The sequence below is a fragment of the Bradyrhizobium sp. JR4.1 genome (genome assembly GCF_040548605.1).
In the GTDB taxonomy this organism is placed as follows: domain Bacteria; phylum Pseudomonadota; class Alphaproteobacteria; order Rhizobiales; family Xanthobacteraceae; genus Bradyrhizobium; species Bradyrhizobium canariense.
In genome coordinates, this window is record NZ_JBEPRY010000002.1 from 408,202 (window position 1) to 423,953 (window position 15,752).

Annotated in this window: 12 protein-coding genes; 5 read left to right on the plus strand and 7 right to left on the minus strand. The window is 66.2% G+C overall.

Annotated elements, in window-relative coordinates:
* Positions 1–13: 13 nt before the first annotated feature.
* On the minus strand, positions 14–400 hold the full coding sequence (locus ABIB90_RS07150) for a nuclear transport factor 2-like protein (RefSeq protein WP_219684762.1): 387 nt from the start codon (positions 398–400) through the stop codon (positions 14–16).
* A 199-nt stretch (positions 401–599) separates the two neighbouring features.
* On the opposite strand from ABIB90_RS07150, the gene ABIB90_RS07155 reads away from it, so the two are divergent.
* The 4 genes from ABIB90_RS07155 to ABIB90_RS07170 all read left to right on the plus strand — a co-directional run bounded on the left by ABIB90_RS07155 (position 600) and on the right by ABIB90_RS07170 (position 6,952).
* Positions 600–1,190, plus strand: coding sequence for a PadR family transcriptional regulator (locus ABIB90_RS07155; protein ID WP_354200533.1), 591 nt, complete (start codon positions 600–602; stop codon positions 1,188–1,190).
* Between the two features lie 348 nt (positions 1,191–1,538).
* Positions 1,539–4,988, plus strand: coding sequence for a hypothetical protein (locus ABIB90_RS07160; protein ID WP_354200534.1), 3,450 nt, complete (start codon positions 1,539–1,541; stop codon positions 4,986–4,988).
* A 279-nt stretch (positions 4,989–5,267) separates the two neighbouring features.
* On the plus strand, positions 5,268–6,185 hold the full coding sequence (locus ABIB90_RS07165) for a sulfite exporter TauE/SafE family protein (RefSeq protein ID WP_354200535.1): 918 nt from the start codon (positions 5,268–5,270) through the stop codon (positions 6,183–6,185).
* On the plus strand, positions 6,182–6,952 hold the full coding sequence (locus ABIB90_RS07170) for a TIGR02186 family protein (protein ID WP_354200536.1): 771 nt from the start codon (positions 6,182–6,184) through the stop codon (positions 6,950–6,952). Before ABIB90_RS07165 ends, ABIB90_RS07170 begins: the two co-directional genes overlap by 4 nt.
* A gap of 144 nt (positions 6,953–7,096) precedes the next feature.
* On the opposite strand, the gene ABIB90_RS07175 is transcribed toward ABIB90_RS07170, so the two are convergent.
* Positions 7,097–7,870, minus strand: coding sequence for an MBL fold metallo-hydrolase (locus ABIB90_RS07175; RefSeq protein WP_007599397.1), 774 nt, complete (start codon positions 7,868–7,870; stop codon positions 7,097–7,099).
* A gap of 12 nt (positions 7,871–7,882) precedes the next feature.
* Entirely contained in the window at positions 7,883–8,794 is a 912-nt protein-coding gene (locus tag ABIB90_RS07180) for a DMT family transporter (RefSeq protein WP_354200537.1), read from the minus strand.
* A gap of 96 nt (positions 8,795–8,890) precedes the next feature.
* Here ABIB90_RS07180 and ABIB90_RS07185 point away from each other — a divergent pair, with 96 nt between their 5' ends.
* Entirely contained in the window at positions 8,891–9,754 is an 864-nt protein-coding gene (locus tag ABIB90_RS07185; RefSeq protein WP_219684767.1) for a LysR family transcriptional regulator, read from the plus strand.
* A 238-nt stretch (positions 9,755–9,992) separates the two neighbouring features.
* Here ABIB90_RS07185 and pdeM read toward each other — a convergent pair whose 3' ends face one another.
* The 4 genes from pdeM to ABIB90_RS07205 all read right to left on the minus strand — a co-directional run bounded on the left by pdeM (position 9,993) and on the right by ABIB90_RS07205 (position 15,722).
* A complete protein-coding gene (gene pdeM / locus ABIB90_RS07190) occupies positions 9,993–10,664 on the minus strand; it encodes a ligase-associated DNA damage response endonuclease PdeM (protein WP_354200538.1) in 672 nt (223 codons plus the stop codon).
* A 53-nt stretch (positions 10,665–10,717) separates the two neighbouring features.
* A complete protein-coding gene (locus ABIB90_RS07195) occupies positions 10,718–13,294 on the minus strand; it encodes a ligase-associated DNA damage response DEXH box helicase (RefSeq protein ID WP_354200539.1) in 2,577 nt (858 codons plus the stop codon).
* Positions 13,295–13,451: 157 nt separating this feature from the next.
* Positions 13,452–14,681, minus strand: a complete 1,230-nt coding sequence (locus ABIB90_RS07200; RefSeq protein WP_219684770.1) for an ABC transporter substrate-binding protein — start codon at positions 14,679–14,681, stop codon at positions 13,452–13,454.
* Positions 14,682–14,795: 114 nt separating this feature from the next.
* Complete coding sequence (locus tag ABIB90_RS07205; RefSeq protein ID WP_007599385.1) at positions 14,796–15,722, minus strand: methyltransferase domain-containing protein; 927 nt, start codon at positions 15,720–15,722, stop codon at positions 14,796–14,798.
* Positions 15,723–15,752: the final 30 nt, after the last annotated feature.

Below are 15,752 nucleotides of genomic sequence, written 5' to 3' on the forward strand. Positions count from 1 at the left end.
TGATGATGCTGGCTTAGGATTGAGCGGCGGCCAACTGCTCCGCCATCAGGCGATGCAGCATGTTGATGGCCTTGAGCGGCCGCACCATCACCTTGAAATGCGTGATGCGTCCCTCGCCGTCGAAACTGATGATGTCGACGCCGTTGATCTCGATGCCGTCGATGATGGTCTTGAATTCGAGCACGGCGCCGCTCTCACTCTTCCATTCGCCGACATAGGTGAAGCCGGGACCGCCAAGCACCTTCTCGGCGCTGGCCAGATATTTGAAGGTGATGTCGCGGCCGCGCTGCGGCGCGTGCACGACGGGGCTTTCGAAGATCGCGTCGGGATGGAGCAGGTCCCAGAGCGCTGCCTGGTCATGCGACTTCATGTAGCCGTACCAGGACTCGAGGCCGGTCATTCAGCTGCCTCCCTAAAGGCTTCGGCAAAAAACGCGAGAACAACCCCATGCACAGTAGCGCGAAGGTTGATTCCATTGGGGTTTTCGGGGCGGTGCTTGCCCTCGTTCTTGGATCACCTCATATGCACATTGACGCATATGCGCCGATGCGCATAAAGTCAAGCCAATTGGTTAAGGTCAAGAACAGGAGGACCGGGTCATGGCTTTGGGCGACGCAATCCTCGCATGCCTGACGGAACGTCCGATGACGGGCTACGAGCTCGCCAAGACATTCGATTCCTCGATCGGCTTCTTCTGGAAGGCCGACCACCAGCAAATCTACCGCGAGCTCTCCAAGCTGCGCGACCGCGGCTACATCCAGGGCCGCGAGGTCGTGCAGACCGGCAAGCCCAATAAGCTGATCTATACGCTGACTCCGGAGGGCCGAACAGCGCTGCGGCACTGGGCCGCGCGGCCAAGCACGCCCCCCTCCATCAAGGACGACCTCCTGGTGCGGCTGCATGCGCTCGACAGCATCGGCCTCGAGCCCATGCGCACCGACCTGATGGCCCGGCTCGAGCACCACCGCGATCGCCACGAGAACTACGAGCGCATCCTGAAGAAGCGCTTTCCCGAGGGGGCGGCGTCCGGCGTGCTCGACCTCGGTAACCTCCTCCTGCTTCAGCTCGGCGCCCGGCACGAGCAGATGGTGGCCGATTTCTGCGAAGAGGCGCTCGAGGCCCTGTCGGCGATGAGCGCTGGCGGCACCGTGGTGCCGCTTGAGGACGGCAAGCGCGAGAGCAAGGGCTAGACCGGCTTCGGCGGTGCTCGTCGCCTCTCCCGCTTGCTTGCGGGAGAGGTCGCGCCGAAGGCGCGGGTGAGGGCTCTCTCATCTTGGGGGTTCTCGATTGTGGAAGCACCCTCTCCCCAACCCTCCCCCGCAAGCGGGGGAGGGAGCGCACCTGCCATCGTGCCGTTCCCCCGCTGGCCAACTTTAAGACACCGTCAACGGGTTCCTTAACCCGTTATTTACCGTAACAGACAAAAGTCGGTTTTCGAGGCAGACGACCCACGCGAAATTCGATTGTCTTTGCAACGGGCACGCGTGGGGAGGCTGGAGGCGCCGGGTGAGGCGCCGGAGTCGGGACCGGACAGAGTCATGAATTCGCGCGTATCGTGGAGTGTTGACGGCATCGATCCCTCCGTCCGGGAGCGGGCCGAAGCTGCTGCGCGTCGCGCCGGCATGTCACTCAACGATTGGCTGAACTCCACGCTCGGCGAGACCGCCCCGCCGAACTTTCGCGGACTTTACGATCAGCGTCCGCAAGCCCAGCACGTCCCGAGTCAACTGCCGAGCCAAGTCCCGAGTCACGTGCCGAGCCAGGAAAGTCGCGAAGTCGCCGACATCCACCAGCGGCTCGACGCCATCACCCAGCAGATCGAACGGATTTCCAAGCCCGCGCCGCGGCAAGATCCTTCGCGACAAGACACTTCGCGGCAGGACACTTCGCGACCAGACGTCTCGCGCGAGCAAGGCGTTGCGCGCCAGCTCAACGACGCGATCTCGCGGCTCGATGCAAGGCTGTCGCAAATCTCAAAGCCGCAGCAGGCTCCGGCACCGCGGCAGGCACCCGTTGAAACGCGCCAGCGCCAGGCCGATGCGGTCGAGCGTGCGGCAGCGCAGGTCTATCGCAGCTCACCGCCCCTGAGCCCCGCTTCGTTCGACGTCGCGGTCGCCGAGATCACGGCACGGCAGAGCGAGCTCGACGGCTTTACGCCCAGACAGATGCCGCCGCGCGCAGCACCCTCGATCGCGCCTGCGGCAGCTCCTTACGCGCCCCCCGCGCCGCCTGCCTACGCTCCGCCGCCACCGCAGCCGGGGCCGGATTTCTCTGCGCTCGAGCGCCATCTGCTCAAGATCACGAGCCAGATCGAATCGCTCCAGCGCCCCGACAATACCGAGCAGGCGATCAACAGTTTCCGCAGCGAGCTTGCGGAGATCCGCAACGCCATCACCGAGGCGATGCCGCGCCGCGCGATCGAATCGATCGAGAACGAGATCCGCTCGCTGCATCGGCGCATCGACGAGACCCGCTCCAACGGCACCGACGGTCAGGTCCTGTCCGGCATCGAGCACGCGCTGTCCGAGATCAAGCAGGTGCTCCGCACGCTGACGCCGGCCGAGCAGCTCACCGGCTATGACGAGGCGATCCGCAATCTCGGCGCCAAGCTCGATCTGATCCTGCGCGCCAATGACGATCCCTCGACGGTCCGCCAGCTCGAAGGCGCGATCTCGGCGCTGCGCGGCATCGTCTCCAACGTCGCTTCCAACGAAGCGCTGGCCCGGCTCTCGGATGACGTGCAGCTGCTGTCGTCCAAGGTCGACCAGGTCACCCGCGCCTCGGGCAACGGCGACAGTTTTGCGGTGCTGGAGCAACGCATCGCGGCGCTCACCGCGGCTCTGGAAACGCGCGAGCGCCCTCAGCCACCCGAGAGCAGCGAGCATCTCGAAAGCGCGATCCGCGCCCTGTCCGACCGTTTCGACCGCATGCAGGTCGGCAACGACTCGGCTTCGACCTTTGCTCATCTTGAACAGCGGGTCTCGTATCTTCTGGAGCGGCTCGAGGCCGCCTCCGATCCGCGCAACGGGAATTTCAGCCGCGTCGAGGACGGGCTGCACGACATCCTGCGCCACCTGGAGCGGCAGCAGGCGACCTATTCGGCGCTGGCCGAGAGCCGCAACTCCGCGCCCCCTGCCGAGTCCGGCATGGTCGATCTCGTCAAGCGCGAGCTCTCCGACATCCGCTTCAGTCAGGCCGAGACGAACCGGACCACCCAGGACTCGCTGGAGGCCGTCCACAACGCCCTTGGCCACGTCGTCGATCGTCTCTCGATGATCGAGGGCGATCTGCGCAATGTGCGCACCGCGCCGCCCGCCCCAGCGCCGCAGCCGATGCCGATGGCCGCTCCCATGGCGCCCGCGCCGATGGCGCACGAGCCGCGGCCGCAGCAACAGCAGCACCCGAAATACGATCCGAAGCCCGAGCTGCCCAATCCGGCCGCCGCGCAGGCGGCGCAAGCCGCCTTCGCCGCCGCGCCGCGCGAATTCCATGCCGCCGCGCCGGCAGCGCCGCCGCCGATGCCGATGGCACCGCCGGTTCCGCCACGCGCGATCAGCGAAATCCTGGAGCCGCATACGGCGCCCACGCGCGCCGCGCTCGCGCCCGAACTGCCGCCGGATCATCCGCTCGAGCCCGGCACCCGGCCGGGTGCACGCATCGCCACGTCGTCGGAGCGCATTGCCGCGTCCGAAAGCGCAATCAGCGAAATCCCGGCCGCGCCCAAGGAGCCGGTGTCGTCGTCGAGCTTCATCGCCGCCGCGCGCCGCGCAGCCCAAGCCGCCGCCGCGCAGCCGCCCGAAAAGCCGGCCCGTGGCGCCAAGGCCGCAATCGCCCGCGCCAAGGACAAGGGCCAGGAAGGTGGCGCGACCATCACCTCGAAGATCCGCTCGCTGCTGGTTGGCGCGAGCGTGGTCGTGATCGTGCTCGGCACCTTCAAGATGGCGATGAACCTGCTCGATGGCAGCAGCCCGTCGCCGTCGCCGCAGGCGATGGAGAATTCGTCGCCCGCGCCCGCGCCGCAGGCCCCGCCGCCGGTCGAGAACAAGCCCGCCACGCCCGAGCAGGTCACGCCGTCGATGACCTCGCCGACCCCGATCGGAAAACAGTCGCAGAACAATGCCGCGCCGGGGCCCGTGACGAGCCCGAGCGGCACCGCTTCGGTCGAAATCCCGCAAACCGCGGCGCCAACCCCGCCTGCGGCCTCCAGCGACGCCACCGGCGCGCTGTCGGGCACGAGCCGTGCGAAACTCGCGATGATCCAGGTGCCGCCGAGCGAAAAGCTGCCTGACGGCATCGGTGGCCCCGGCTTGCGCACCGCCGCGATGAAGGGCGATGCGACCGCGGCCTACGAGATCGGCGTGCGCTTTGCCGAGGGCAAGGGCGTGGCCGCGAATTACGACGAAGCCGCCAAATGGTACGACCGCGCGGCACAGGCCGGCGTGGTGCCCGCAACCTTCCGCCTCGGGACACTCTACGAAAAGGGTCTCGGCGTGAAGAAGGACGCCGACATCGCCCGCCGCTACTACACGCAAGCCGCCGAGCGCGGCAACGCCAAGGCGATGCACAACCTCGCGGTGCTCGATGCCGACGGCGGCGGACGCGGCGCCAATTACAAGAGCGCGGCACTGTGGTTCCGGAAGGCCGCCGATCGCGGCGTCGCCGACAGCCAGTTCAACCTCGGCATCCTCTATGCCCGCGGCATCGGGGTGGAGCAGAACCTCGCCGAGTCCTACAAATGGTTCACCCTCGCCGCCGCTCAGGGCGATGCGGACGCAGCAACCAAGCGCGACGACGTCGCCAAGCGGCTCGACCCGCAATCGCTCGCCGCTGCCAAGCTCGCGATCCAGACCTTCAGCGCCGAGCCCCAGCCCGACGACGCCGTCAACGTTGCGGCCCCGAACGGCGGCTGGGACAGCGCCCCGCAGGCCAACGCGAAGCCGGCGCCGAAGCCGGTTGCGAGCAAGAAGTCGGCGTCGGCGGTGCACTGAGGCCCTCTCCCCTCATGGTGAGGAGCGCGCTCTTGCGCGCGTCTCGAACCATGCAGGCCCGCCTCTTGATCCGGGCCTCGCCCTTCGAGACGCCTGCTGCGCAGGCTCCTCAGGGTGAGGAGCTAAAGCGTCGATGCCGCCGACACCCCCATTCACCACGCCCGAAATTCCTGGTCCCGCCCGCTACCGAATTCCGCTATTGAGGGACGCGGCAATCGTTCTGCCCTCCTGCGAGCATTCCGCGCAATCGATCCGTCTCGCCGGAAGCGTGGTCTCTCGATGCAGCTCTATCTCCCGATCGCCGATCTTCCGGTCAACGTCTTCCTCGTGCTAGCGATGGGCGCGGCGGTCGGCTTCGTCTCCGGCATGTTCGGGATCGGCGGCGGCTTCCTGATGACGCCGCTTCTGATCTTCATCGGCATCACACCGGCAGTCGCGGTCGCTTCCGTCGCAAGCCACATCGCCGCCTCGTCCTTTTCCGGCGCCCTCGCTTATTGGCGGCGACGCGCGATCGACCCGGCGCTGGCGAGCGTGCTGTTATGCGGCGGCGTAACCGGGACGGCTCTCGGGGTGTGGACCTTCACGCAGCTGCGCGCGCTCGGCCAGCTCGATCTGATGATCGCACTGTCCTACGTCGTGCTGCTCACCACCGTCGGCAGCCTGATGTTCTCCGAAGGCCTGCGTGCCCTGATGCGGACCCGGCGCGGCGCGGTGCCGCCGCGACGCACGCATAACTGGATCCATGGCCTGCCGCTGAAGATGCGGTTCAAGCGCTCCAAGATCTACCTCTCGGTCATTCCGGTCGTGATCGTCGGCATGCTGATCGGCTTCATCGGCGCCATCATGGGCATCGGCGGCGGCTTCATCCTGGTGCCGATCATGATCTATTTGCTGCGGGTGCCGACCTCGACGGTGATCGGGACGTCGATGGTCCTGACGCTGGTCACGATGCTGTTTGCGACCCTGCTGCACGCGGTCACTAATCACCTGGTCGACGCCGTGCTGGCGCTGATCCTGATGGTCGGCGGCGTCACCGGTGCGCAGTTCGGCGCCCGCGCCGGCCAGAAGATCCGCGGCGAGCAGTTGCGGCTGCTGCTCGGCCTCTTGATCCTCTCGGTCGGTGTTCGCTTCGCGATCGAGCTGGTGATCCGGCCCGAGGATCTCTTCACCATTCGCGAGCTGGGGGTGAACGGATGATGCGCGCAGCTCTCGCAGTCCTGGTTGTCCTGCTGCTCGGCTCCGCCGCACGGGCCGAGCGCCTGATCGTGTCGGTCTCCAACCATCGCGTCACGGTGACTCCGAACTATTCCGGCGAGGAGCTCGTGCTGTTCGGCTCGGTCGAGAAGGACGCCTCCACGCCCGTCGACCGCAAGAGCTACGATCTCGTCGTCACCGTGATGGGCCCGCGCGCCGACATGGTGACGCGGCGCAAGGAGCGTACCTTCGGGATCTGGATCAACACCGACTACCGCCAGTTTCTGGAGGTGCCGAGCTATCTCGCGCTGTTCGCCAACCGCTCCTTCGATGTCATAACCTCGCCCGAGATCGCGCGACGCCAGCAGATCGGGCTCAACAACGTGCTGCTGACCCAACGCGTCAGCGGCGACTATGCCGATGTGGTGCCGAACGACGCGTTCCGCTCCGCCTTCATCCGCCTGCGCACCCAGCGCGGTCTCTACCGCGAGGATCCGAGCGCGGTGACGTTCCTGACATCGACCCTGTTCCGCACCGGCATTCCACTGCCGGCGGAGGTGCCGATCGGCACCTATGAGGTCGAGATCAAGCTGTTCGCCGACGGCGCGTTCATCGGCAAGACCGAGACCGCGTTCGAGATCGTCAAGGTCGGCTTCGAGCAGTTCGTCGCGACGACGGCGCGCCAGAACGGGCTGATCTACGGCCTCGTCACCGCCGCGATGGCGCTGATGACGGGCTGGATGGCGTCGATTGTTTTCAGGAAGGATTGAGGGAACTACGCTCTCTCCTCTCGTCGTCGCCCGGCTTGACCGGGCGACCCAGTATTCCAGAGGCCGGCGTTAGGCAGTTCGCTCTCACAACTACCGCCGCGGCGTACTGGATGCCCCGGTCAAGCCGGGGCATGACAGTTGGGGCTACGGCGCCTGCACCACGGTCGGCACCCCCGGCTCCAGCAATCGCAGCCTTGTGCCAAAACCCAGCACATCAAACGTCTTGCGCAGATCCTCGCCGTTCTGGCGGAAATGCGCCCAACCCTCCGTATGAACCGGCACGATCATCGCATCGGGGAAGGCGCGTGCGGTCTCGATGGTGTCGTTGGTGTCCATGGTGAGATGAAACGGCCCGCGCGTTTGCGCGGCGCCAGCGAACGGCATCACCACGCCGCATTTGAAGCGGCGCGCGACCTCGGCGACGCCGTCGAACCAGGTGGTGTCGCCGCTGATATAAACCGAAGTGGTGTCGGTCCGGCTCGACGACACCACGAAACCGATGACGTCGCCCGACAGCGGCTCGATGCCGGCCGGGCCGTGGCGCGCGGGCGTGGCGGTGATCGTCAGCGTATTGCCGTCACCGTCTTTCAGATGCGAGGTCGCCCATGGCGCGAGGCCTTCGACATGGCCGCCCAGGCGCTTGGCGCCGGCCTCGGTCGTCAGCGCGCGCGGCGCTTTAAGCAGATAGTCACGGCCGGAATTGTCGAGATTGTCGGAATGCTGGTCGTGGCTGAGCAGGACCGCGTCGACCGGGCCGATTGCGTCGGCCTTCAGCGCGGGTCCAATCGTCTTCTCCAGCTTCACATGCGGCAGTTGATAGGCGCCGGGCGCATCGAAGGTCGGGTCAGTGAGCAGGCGGAAGCCATCGATCTCGATCAGCGCAGTGGGACCGCCGATCAGGGTGATGGAAATGGGCATGATGGACTCCTCTTACGAGACGGATTTTGCGGGCCGCGTCACCAGATAGATGCCAAGTGCGACCGGGATGATTCCGAGCAGATCGCGGGCCTCGACATGCTCGCCGAGCACGAGATACGCGAACAGCATTCCGAGCGGCGGCATCAGGAAATGATAGGCACTGGCAGCCGTCGCGCCACACACTTTCAGGAGATGAAACCAGAGCCAGTAGGCCATGATCGAGCCGCCGAGCACGAGGAAGGCGAAAGCGCCGATCAGGCCCGGCGTGAAGTCGATGGCATGGACGTCAGCGAAGGTGAGCGCGACCGGCGTCAGCACGATGCCGGCGGCGAGATTCTGCACGCCATTGCCGATCCACAACGAGCCCTTTGGCGCGAGCAGCTTGAACAAAATGGTGCCAGCGACGAGGGAGGCAAGCGAGGCCAGCGTGAACACGATGCCGTGCAGCGAGTCGGTGCCGACCGACAGGCGGTGCCAGACGATCAAGGTCACGCCCATGATGCCGAGCAGGAGGCCGCTCGCCTTGCGCCACGTCATGCCTTCGCCGAGCAGAATCGCGGCGAGGCCCGCCGTGAACACCGGATTGGCGGACACGATCAGGCCGCCGAGGCCGGCGGAGACCGATTGCAGCCCGGTGTAGCCGAGGCCGAGATAGAGCGCGTTGTTGGCGACGCCGAGCACGGCGAAGATCGCGGCATCGCGCCAGGACAGCGACCAGTCGTCGCCGCGGACCAGCGTGGCACCGATGATCAGGATGCCGGCGAGCGAAAAGCGCGCGGCGAGCAGGATCAGCGGCGGGCAATGGGTCACGCCGATCTTGCCGGCGACGAAGGCGTAGCTCCAGAGCAGGCAGAACGCGCCGATGGCGAGCGGCAGCGTATTGAAGCGGCTGCGGGGAACCGAAATCGAGGGGGCGAGCGACATGCGAATCTCCTGAGCCCTCGATTTAGGGGGGCCGGCTTGTCATTTGGAAATTAAATGATTAACTTCTAGTCAGTGGATTTTCGAATGGAGGCGCCCATGCTCGATCTGGAGCTCCTGCGCAGCTTCGTGTCGGTGGTCGATGCCGGCGGCTTCACCCGCGCCGGCGAGCGCGTCCATCGCACCCAATCGACCGTCAGCCAGCAGATCAAGCGGCTGGAGGAGGATGTCGGACAGGTGCTGCTGCATCGTGACGGCAAGGATTTGCGCCCGACCGAAGCCGGCGAACGGCTGCTGTCCTATGCGCGGCGGCTGTTGTCGCTTGCGGAAGAGGCCCGCGACGTGCTGCGCCAGCCCGACGGCGAAGGCGCGATCCGGCTCGGCATCCCCGAAGACTTTGCGGCGTACCGGCTGGCGAAACTGCTCGGCGCCTTCTCGCGTTCGCATCCGGGCCTGCGGCTCGATGTGCGCGCCGATCAGAGCAAGAACCTGGCGCGGGACCTCGATCGCGGCGAGCTCGACCTCGCACTGTTCAAGCGCGCAGCCGGTGAGAAGGGCGCGATCGCGGTGTGGCCGGAGCAGGTGCACTGGGTCACCAGCAAGAGCCATCCGATCCACGCCGATGTCGCCTCGGTGCCGCTGATCGGCTTTCCGCTCGGCTGCCTCTACCGCGCCGGCGCCATCCACGCGCTGGAAAGCGCGGGCCGCATTTGGCACATGTCCTATACGTCATCGAGCCTCGCCGGCATCCAAGCCGCGGTCGCTGCCGGCATGGGGCTGAGCATCCTGTCGGAGATGGCGATCCAGTCCGACCACCGCGTGCTGACCGCGAAGGATGGATTTGCGCCAATCAACCGGACCGAAGTCGCGTTGATGGCCGCGCCGGGTGCAAGCCCCGCGACGCTGCGGCTCGCCGATCGGCTGGCAGAGTTCTGCGATGACGTGCAGGCGAAGGCGGCGTGAACCGTTGCGATAGTCGCGATCTGCGGCTGCGAGACCGGTACGTTCCCTCCCCCCTTGTGGGGGAGGGTTAGGGAGAGGGGTACCACACGGGGATTATCTCGATTCGCACACGCGTTTGCGCGACGCCAACGCGCAACTTTTCCTGGGCTACCCCCCTCCCCTGCCCTCCCCCACAAGGGGGGAGGGAGCGCAGTGTGCGCGTGGTGAGAGGGTTCAGCCCGATCGAAGCGATAGCTAGTCAATAACACCGCGACGCGGCAATCGCGTGCACGCGGCGGTCGCCGAGCAAATGCGCGACAAAACCATTCTTTGGAAAGATCTTTGCAAACGCCGCGTCGCGGATGCTGAGGCCGCCGGCATAGGCGCCGAAGGCGGGCATCACGGCGCGCATCCCATCACAGGCGAAACAGCGGCGCTCCATCGAGCGGCCGCGCGCGGAGACGCGGGCCTTGGGATGGAGATGGCCGGCGATCTCGCCGCCCGCGCCGGTCGGCTCGTGGCGGAAGGTGATCGGGCCGATCGCGACTTCGTCGGCGACGGTGCCGCCGAGATCACGCGGCAGCGCCGGATCGTGATTGCCCGAAATCCAGATCCAGTCGCGGCCGGCCTGCAAGGCGGCGACCGCGTCGCGATCCTCCGCCGACAGGCGTCCATGCGCGCTGCGATCATGAAAACTGTCGCCGAGCGCAATGACGATGCGGGGATCATGGCGGGAGATGACAGCAGCGAGACGACTGAGAGTCGCGATGGTGTCGTAAGGCGGCAGCAGTACGCCGCGCATGGCGAAGCTGGAACCTTTTTCCAGATGCAAATCGGAGACGACGAGCAGGCGCTGCTCTTCCCAGAACAGTGCGCCGGAGAGATCGGCGGCGAACGTCACGCTGCTGATGTTGACATTCGAAACGCGCATGTCCTCGTTATCTCCTGAAACCAGCGCGCCTGCCGTCACGTCAAAACCTGCTCTTATCCCATCGCCTCTTTGACCAGCTCATCGGCGGCCTCCGCCAGGAGCTCGTCTCCAGCTTCGCCATAGACTGACTCGCGGCCGATTTCCAGCATCACGGGGACGGCGAGCGGGGAGACGTGGTCGAGTTCCCGGTGGGTGATCCGGCCCTGAATGCGCATCAGCATGTCGCTGAGGCGGCGCAGATCGAGCAGGCCGGTGGCGGCATCGGCCCGCGCGGCACGCAACAGCACGTGATCGGCCTGGTGTTTTCGCAAAACGTCGTAGACGAGATCGGTCGAGAACAGCACCTGGCGGCGGCTCTTCTCCTCGCCGGTGTGACGGCGCGCGATCAGGCCGGAGATGATCGCGCAATTGCGAAACGTGCGCTTCATCAGTGCGGATTCGGCAAGCCAAGCTTCGAGATCGTCGCCGAGCATATCAGGGTCGAACAGCGCATCGAGGTCGATCCTGCCGTCCCGGATCATGGAGGACAGGTCGCCGAGCGCCCAGACCGCGATCGCATATTCGTTGGCGACGAAGCCGAGCGGTCGGGCGCGGGCACGCTCCAGCCGGCGCGTCAACAGCATGCCCAGCGTCTGGTGCGCGAGACGGCCTTCGAAGGGATAGCAGACGATGTAGTGCTTGTTGGCGCGGGGAAAACTCTCGACCAGCAGCTCGCGCACTTCAGGCACACGCGAGACGTCCTTTTGCTGCGACAGCCAGTCGCGCACCTGCTCCGGCAAGGCGCCCCACGCGCGCCCGTCATCGAGCAGGCGGCGGACCCGTTCGGCGAGATAGGTCGAGAGTGGGAACTTGCCGCCCATATAGGACGGCACCTTCGGGTCCTTGTCGTTGGCGCGCGAGACATAGACCTGGTCCTCGACCAGGGTCTCGTAGCGCACCACCTCGCCCGAGAACACGAAGGTGTCGCCGGGGCTGAGGCCCTCGATGAAGGCTTCCTCGATCTCGCCGAGCAACCTGCCGCCGCGCGCGATCACGCCCGTCGACCCGCCTGCTTTTCCTTGACCACCGCCGCGCGATCGCACCAGCCGCACCTTCAGCATGTCGTCCTCGACGATGGTGCCGACATTCATCCGGTAGCTCTGCCGCACCTTGGGATTGGCGACGCGCCAGCGCCCCTCCTTGTCCTGCTTGATGCGGGCGAAGCGCTCATAGGTCTTCAGCGCGTAGCCGCCGGAGGCGACGAAATCGACCACGTCGTCGAAATCCTGCCGCGTGAGATCGGCGTAAGGTGCGGCGGTGCGCACTTCGTCGTAGAGCTCGTCGGAGAAAAATGGCTCGCCGCAGGCGCAGCCGAGAACGTGTTGGGCCAGCACGTCGAGGGCACCGATCCGCAGCGGCGGCGTGTCCTGCGCATTCTCCGCGATGGCGTCGATCGCGACGCGGCACTCCATCACCTCGAAGCGGTTCGCCGGCACCAGCACCGCGCGCGAGGCTTCGTCGAGCCGGTGATTGGCGCGGCCGATGCGCTGCATCAGGCGGGAGGAACCCTTGGGCGCACCGATATTGACGACAAGGTCGACGTCGCCCCAGTCGACGCCGAGGTCGAGCGAGGAGGTGCAGACCACGCCGCGCAGTTTGCCCGCCGACATCGCGTCTTCGACCTTGCGGCGCTGGGCAACGTCGAGCGAGCCGTGATGCAGGGCAATGGCGAGATTGTCATCATTCATGCTCCAGAGATTCTGGAACAGCATCTCGGCTTGGCTGCGGGTGTTGACGAAAACCAGCGTGGTCTTGTTCGCCTTGATCAGCTCGTAGATCTCGGGAAGCGCATGGCGCGCACTGTGGCCGGCCCAGGGCAGGCGCTCGCGCGTGTCCATCATCTCGACCAGCGGCGGCGCCGCGCCGCCGGCAATGACGATGTCGGCGGCCGCTTCCTTGCCGCCGGGCTGCGGCACCAGGAAGCGCGCCAGCGATTCCGGCTCGGCCACGGTCGCCGACAGGCCGATCGCGCGCATCTGCGGCGCCAGTCGCCACAGCCGCGCGAGCCCAAGGGAGAGAAGATCGCCGCGCTTGGACGTCACCAGCGCATGCAGCTCGTCGAGCACGATGCGCTTCAGCGAGGAGAACAGGAACGGCGCGTCGTCGGAGGACAGCAGCAGCGCGAGCTGTTCGGGGGTCGTGAGCAAGATGTCGGGCGGATAGCGCCGCTGCCGCTGCCGCCGCGACGTCGGCGTGTCGCCGGTGCGGGTCTCGATCTTGATCGGCAGCGCCATCTCGGCGACGGGACGCTCGAGGTTGCGCGCGATATCGACCGCGAGCGCCTTGAGCGGCGAGATGTAGAGCGTGTGCAGGCCGCCGGTGCGTTGCAGACTGCGGCCGGTGGAGATCACCGATTTTGCCGAAGCTTTGGGCGCAGAACTCAACTCCACCAGCGTCGGCAGAAATCCCGCCAGCGTCTTGCCGGCGCCGGTGGGCGCGATCAGCAGTGCGGACCGGTCCTCGTGCGCCTTCTCCAGCAGCGCCAATTGATGCGCGCGGGGCGACCAGCCGCGGGCTGTGAACCACGCCTGGAAGTGGTCGGGCAGCAGCGCGGCAGGCTCGGCCGGAGATTTGCGGATGCGGGGCGGCACGGCATCACAGGTAAGCCGTGGGGGTGGGTTCGTCGAGGGGGTGGTCCCGTAGGGTGGGCAAAGCGAAGCGTGCCCACCATGTGCACCCGAATGCATGGAGAGATGGTGGGCACGGCGCAAGTGCGCCTTTGCCCACCCTACAGCATCCCGCCCGCCCCTACTCCGACATCGGCTTGTCGGAGATGTCCCAGTCCTTGCCGGTGAAGGTGGAGATGAAGAGCGTCTTCATCGGCGTGTAGTCGTCAGGCGTGTAGTCGTAGGTGACGCCGTCGAGGAAATAAGGCGAGTGGAAGCCTTTGAGGTTGGAGGCCTGCTTCAGCACGTTGGCGCGCGTGAGCTCGTCGCCGCAGCGGCGCAGGATCTCGCCCATGGTGACGGCCTGGCCGTAGCCGGCGAAGGCGATGGTGTTGTCTTGATCGATCGCCGGCGTGTACTTCTTGCGCAGCTCCTCGAACGCCATCACGTCGGGGTCCTTCTCCCATTTGGGCAGGCCGACCTCCTTGTTGTAGCGGATGGCGACGATGCCGGCGGCGTTCTCGAGGCCCGCTGCATTGAGGATCGAACGGCCGGTCGAGCCGGCCGACAACAGCTGCAGCGGCTTCCAGCCGAGCTCGGCCACCTTGCGGATCGACTGCGACGACGCCTTGCCGGTGGAGATGTTGTAGAAGACGTCCGCACCCGACTTCGAGAGGTTGATGAGCTGGGAATCGACGGTCGGATCGGTCAGATCATAGGTCTGTTCCATGATGACCTGCGCGGTGCCGCCGGCATCGGCCAGCACTTTCTTGAAGGGACCCAGGAAGTCGCGGCCGAAATCGTCGTTCTGGTAGAGGATGCCGACCTTCGCGTTCGGCTTCACGCTGACGACGTGCCGCGCCAGGATGCGCGCCTCGGTCGGATAGAGCGGCAGGCCCGCCATGGTCCATTTGAACTCTTTCGGATTATTCCACTTCGACGCGCCGGTGTTGAGCAGCAGCTGCGGCACCCCCTTCGAGTTGAGGTATTTGTGCACGGCGGTCTGCGGCGCGGTGCCGAGCGAGCCGTAGAGCGCGAGCACCTCCTCCTGCTCGACCAGGCGCCGCGTCGCCTCGACGCATTTCGGCGCGCTGTAGGCATCGTCCATGGTGAGGAATTTGACCTTGCGTCCGTTGATGCCGCCCTTCTCGTTGAGCATCTGGAAATAGGCTTCGCCGACGCGCCCGAGCACGCCGTAGAGCGAGCCGGGGCCGGAATGCGGCACGGTCTGCCCGATCTTGATCTCGGTGTCGCTGGCGCCGGCATCGTATTTCTTTTCCGCGGCCCAGACATAGGGCGCGGGCAAGGTGGATGCCGCGATGGTCGCGAGCGCGGCGGCGCTGAAATCGCGCCGCGATGGATTCTTCGTCATTGTTCGTTTCTCCCTGGTGCGCGCATTGTGCTGGCATCGCCGCAGGGCTCGCAAGTGGGAAGTCACGGCTTTGCGACGCAATGACGCTCAAAGCGCCGCTTATAGCGCCTAAACTCAAGTTTTCTCGGCGACCACGACGAGTCCGCGCACCGGCTCGTTGTTCTCGGTGCGTGGCGAGGCCCGCTCCAATGTGAGGACCTTGAGGCCGGCCTGCGCCATCGCATCGCGCACATATTCCGCCGAATGGGCATAGCGCAGGCCTTCGCCGAGAACGATCCCGCTGCCGTCATGGGTCTCCAGCGTGAACGCAAGCACGCCGCCGGGCGCGAGCACGCGCCTGGCCTCACTGAGCACTGGCGCGAGATCGGGGAGATAGACGAACGCATCGGCAGCGACGACGAGGTTTGCGCTCGCATCGCTCCTGCTGCGCAGGCCTTCGATCATGTCGGCGACTTCGAGCTCGGCATAGAGGCCGGTTGCGCGCGCCTCCTTGACCATGCCGGGCGACAGGTCGATGCCGATGAACTGGTCGACCTGTTTTGCGAAGGCGGCGGCCGCAAGCCCCGTACCGCAGCCGAGATCGATGGCGCGCTTGAACAGGGCGGGCTTCTTCGCGGCGACGCGGGCAGCCACCACCGCCTTGAAGATCAGCGAGGGCGCGCGATAGCCGAGATCGTTGATCAGCACGTGCTCGAAGCGCGGCGCGTATTGATCGAACAAGGCCTGCACATAGGCCTTCGGCATCTCCGACAATTGCGCATCGCCGAGGCGTATCAGATGCAGATGAGCGCCATGCTGATCGCCCGGGTCGGACTCGCGCGATTTGCGAAAGGCCGCAATCGCCTTGTCGCGCTCGCCGAGTTGCGCGCGGATTTCGCCGAGCGTGAACCAGGCCGAGGTGAAATTCGGCGCAAGCTCGATGGTCTGCTCCAGCAGGTCGGCGGCAGCCGCCAGATCGCCCTTGAGCTGGAGGTCGCGCGCGAACTCGAAGCGGCGGTCGGCCATGAGATCGCCGGAGGTCAGGAACAGGCGCAGGGGCATTGGGGAACCAGGGAACGAAGCGGTGATGAC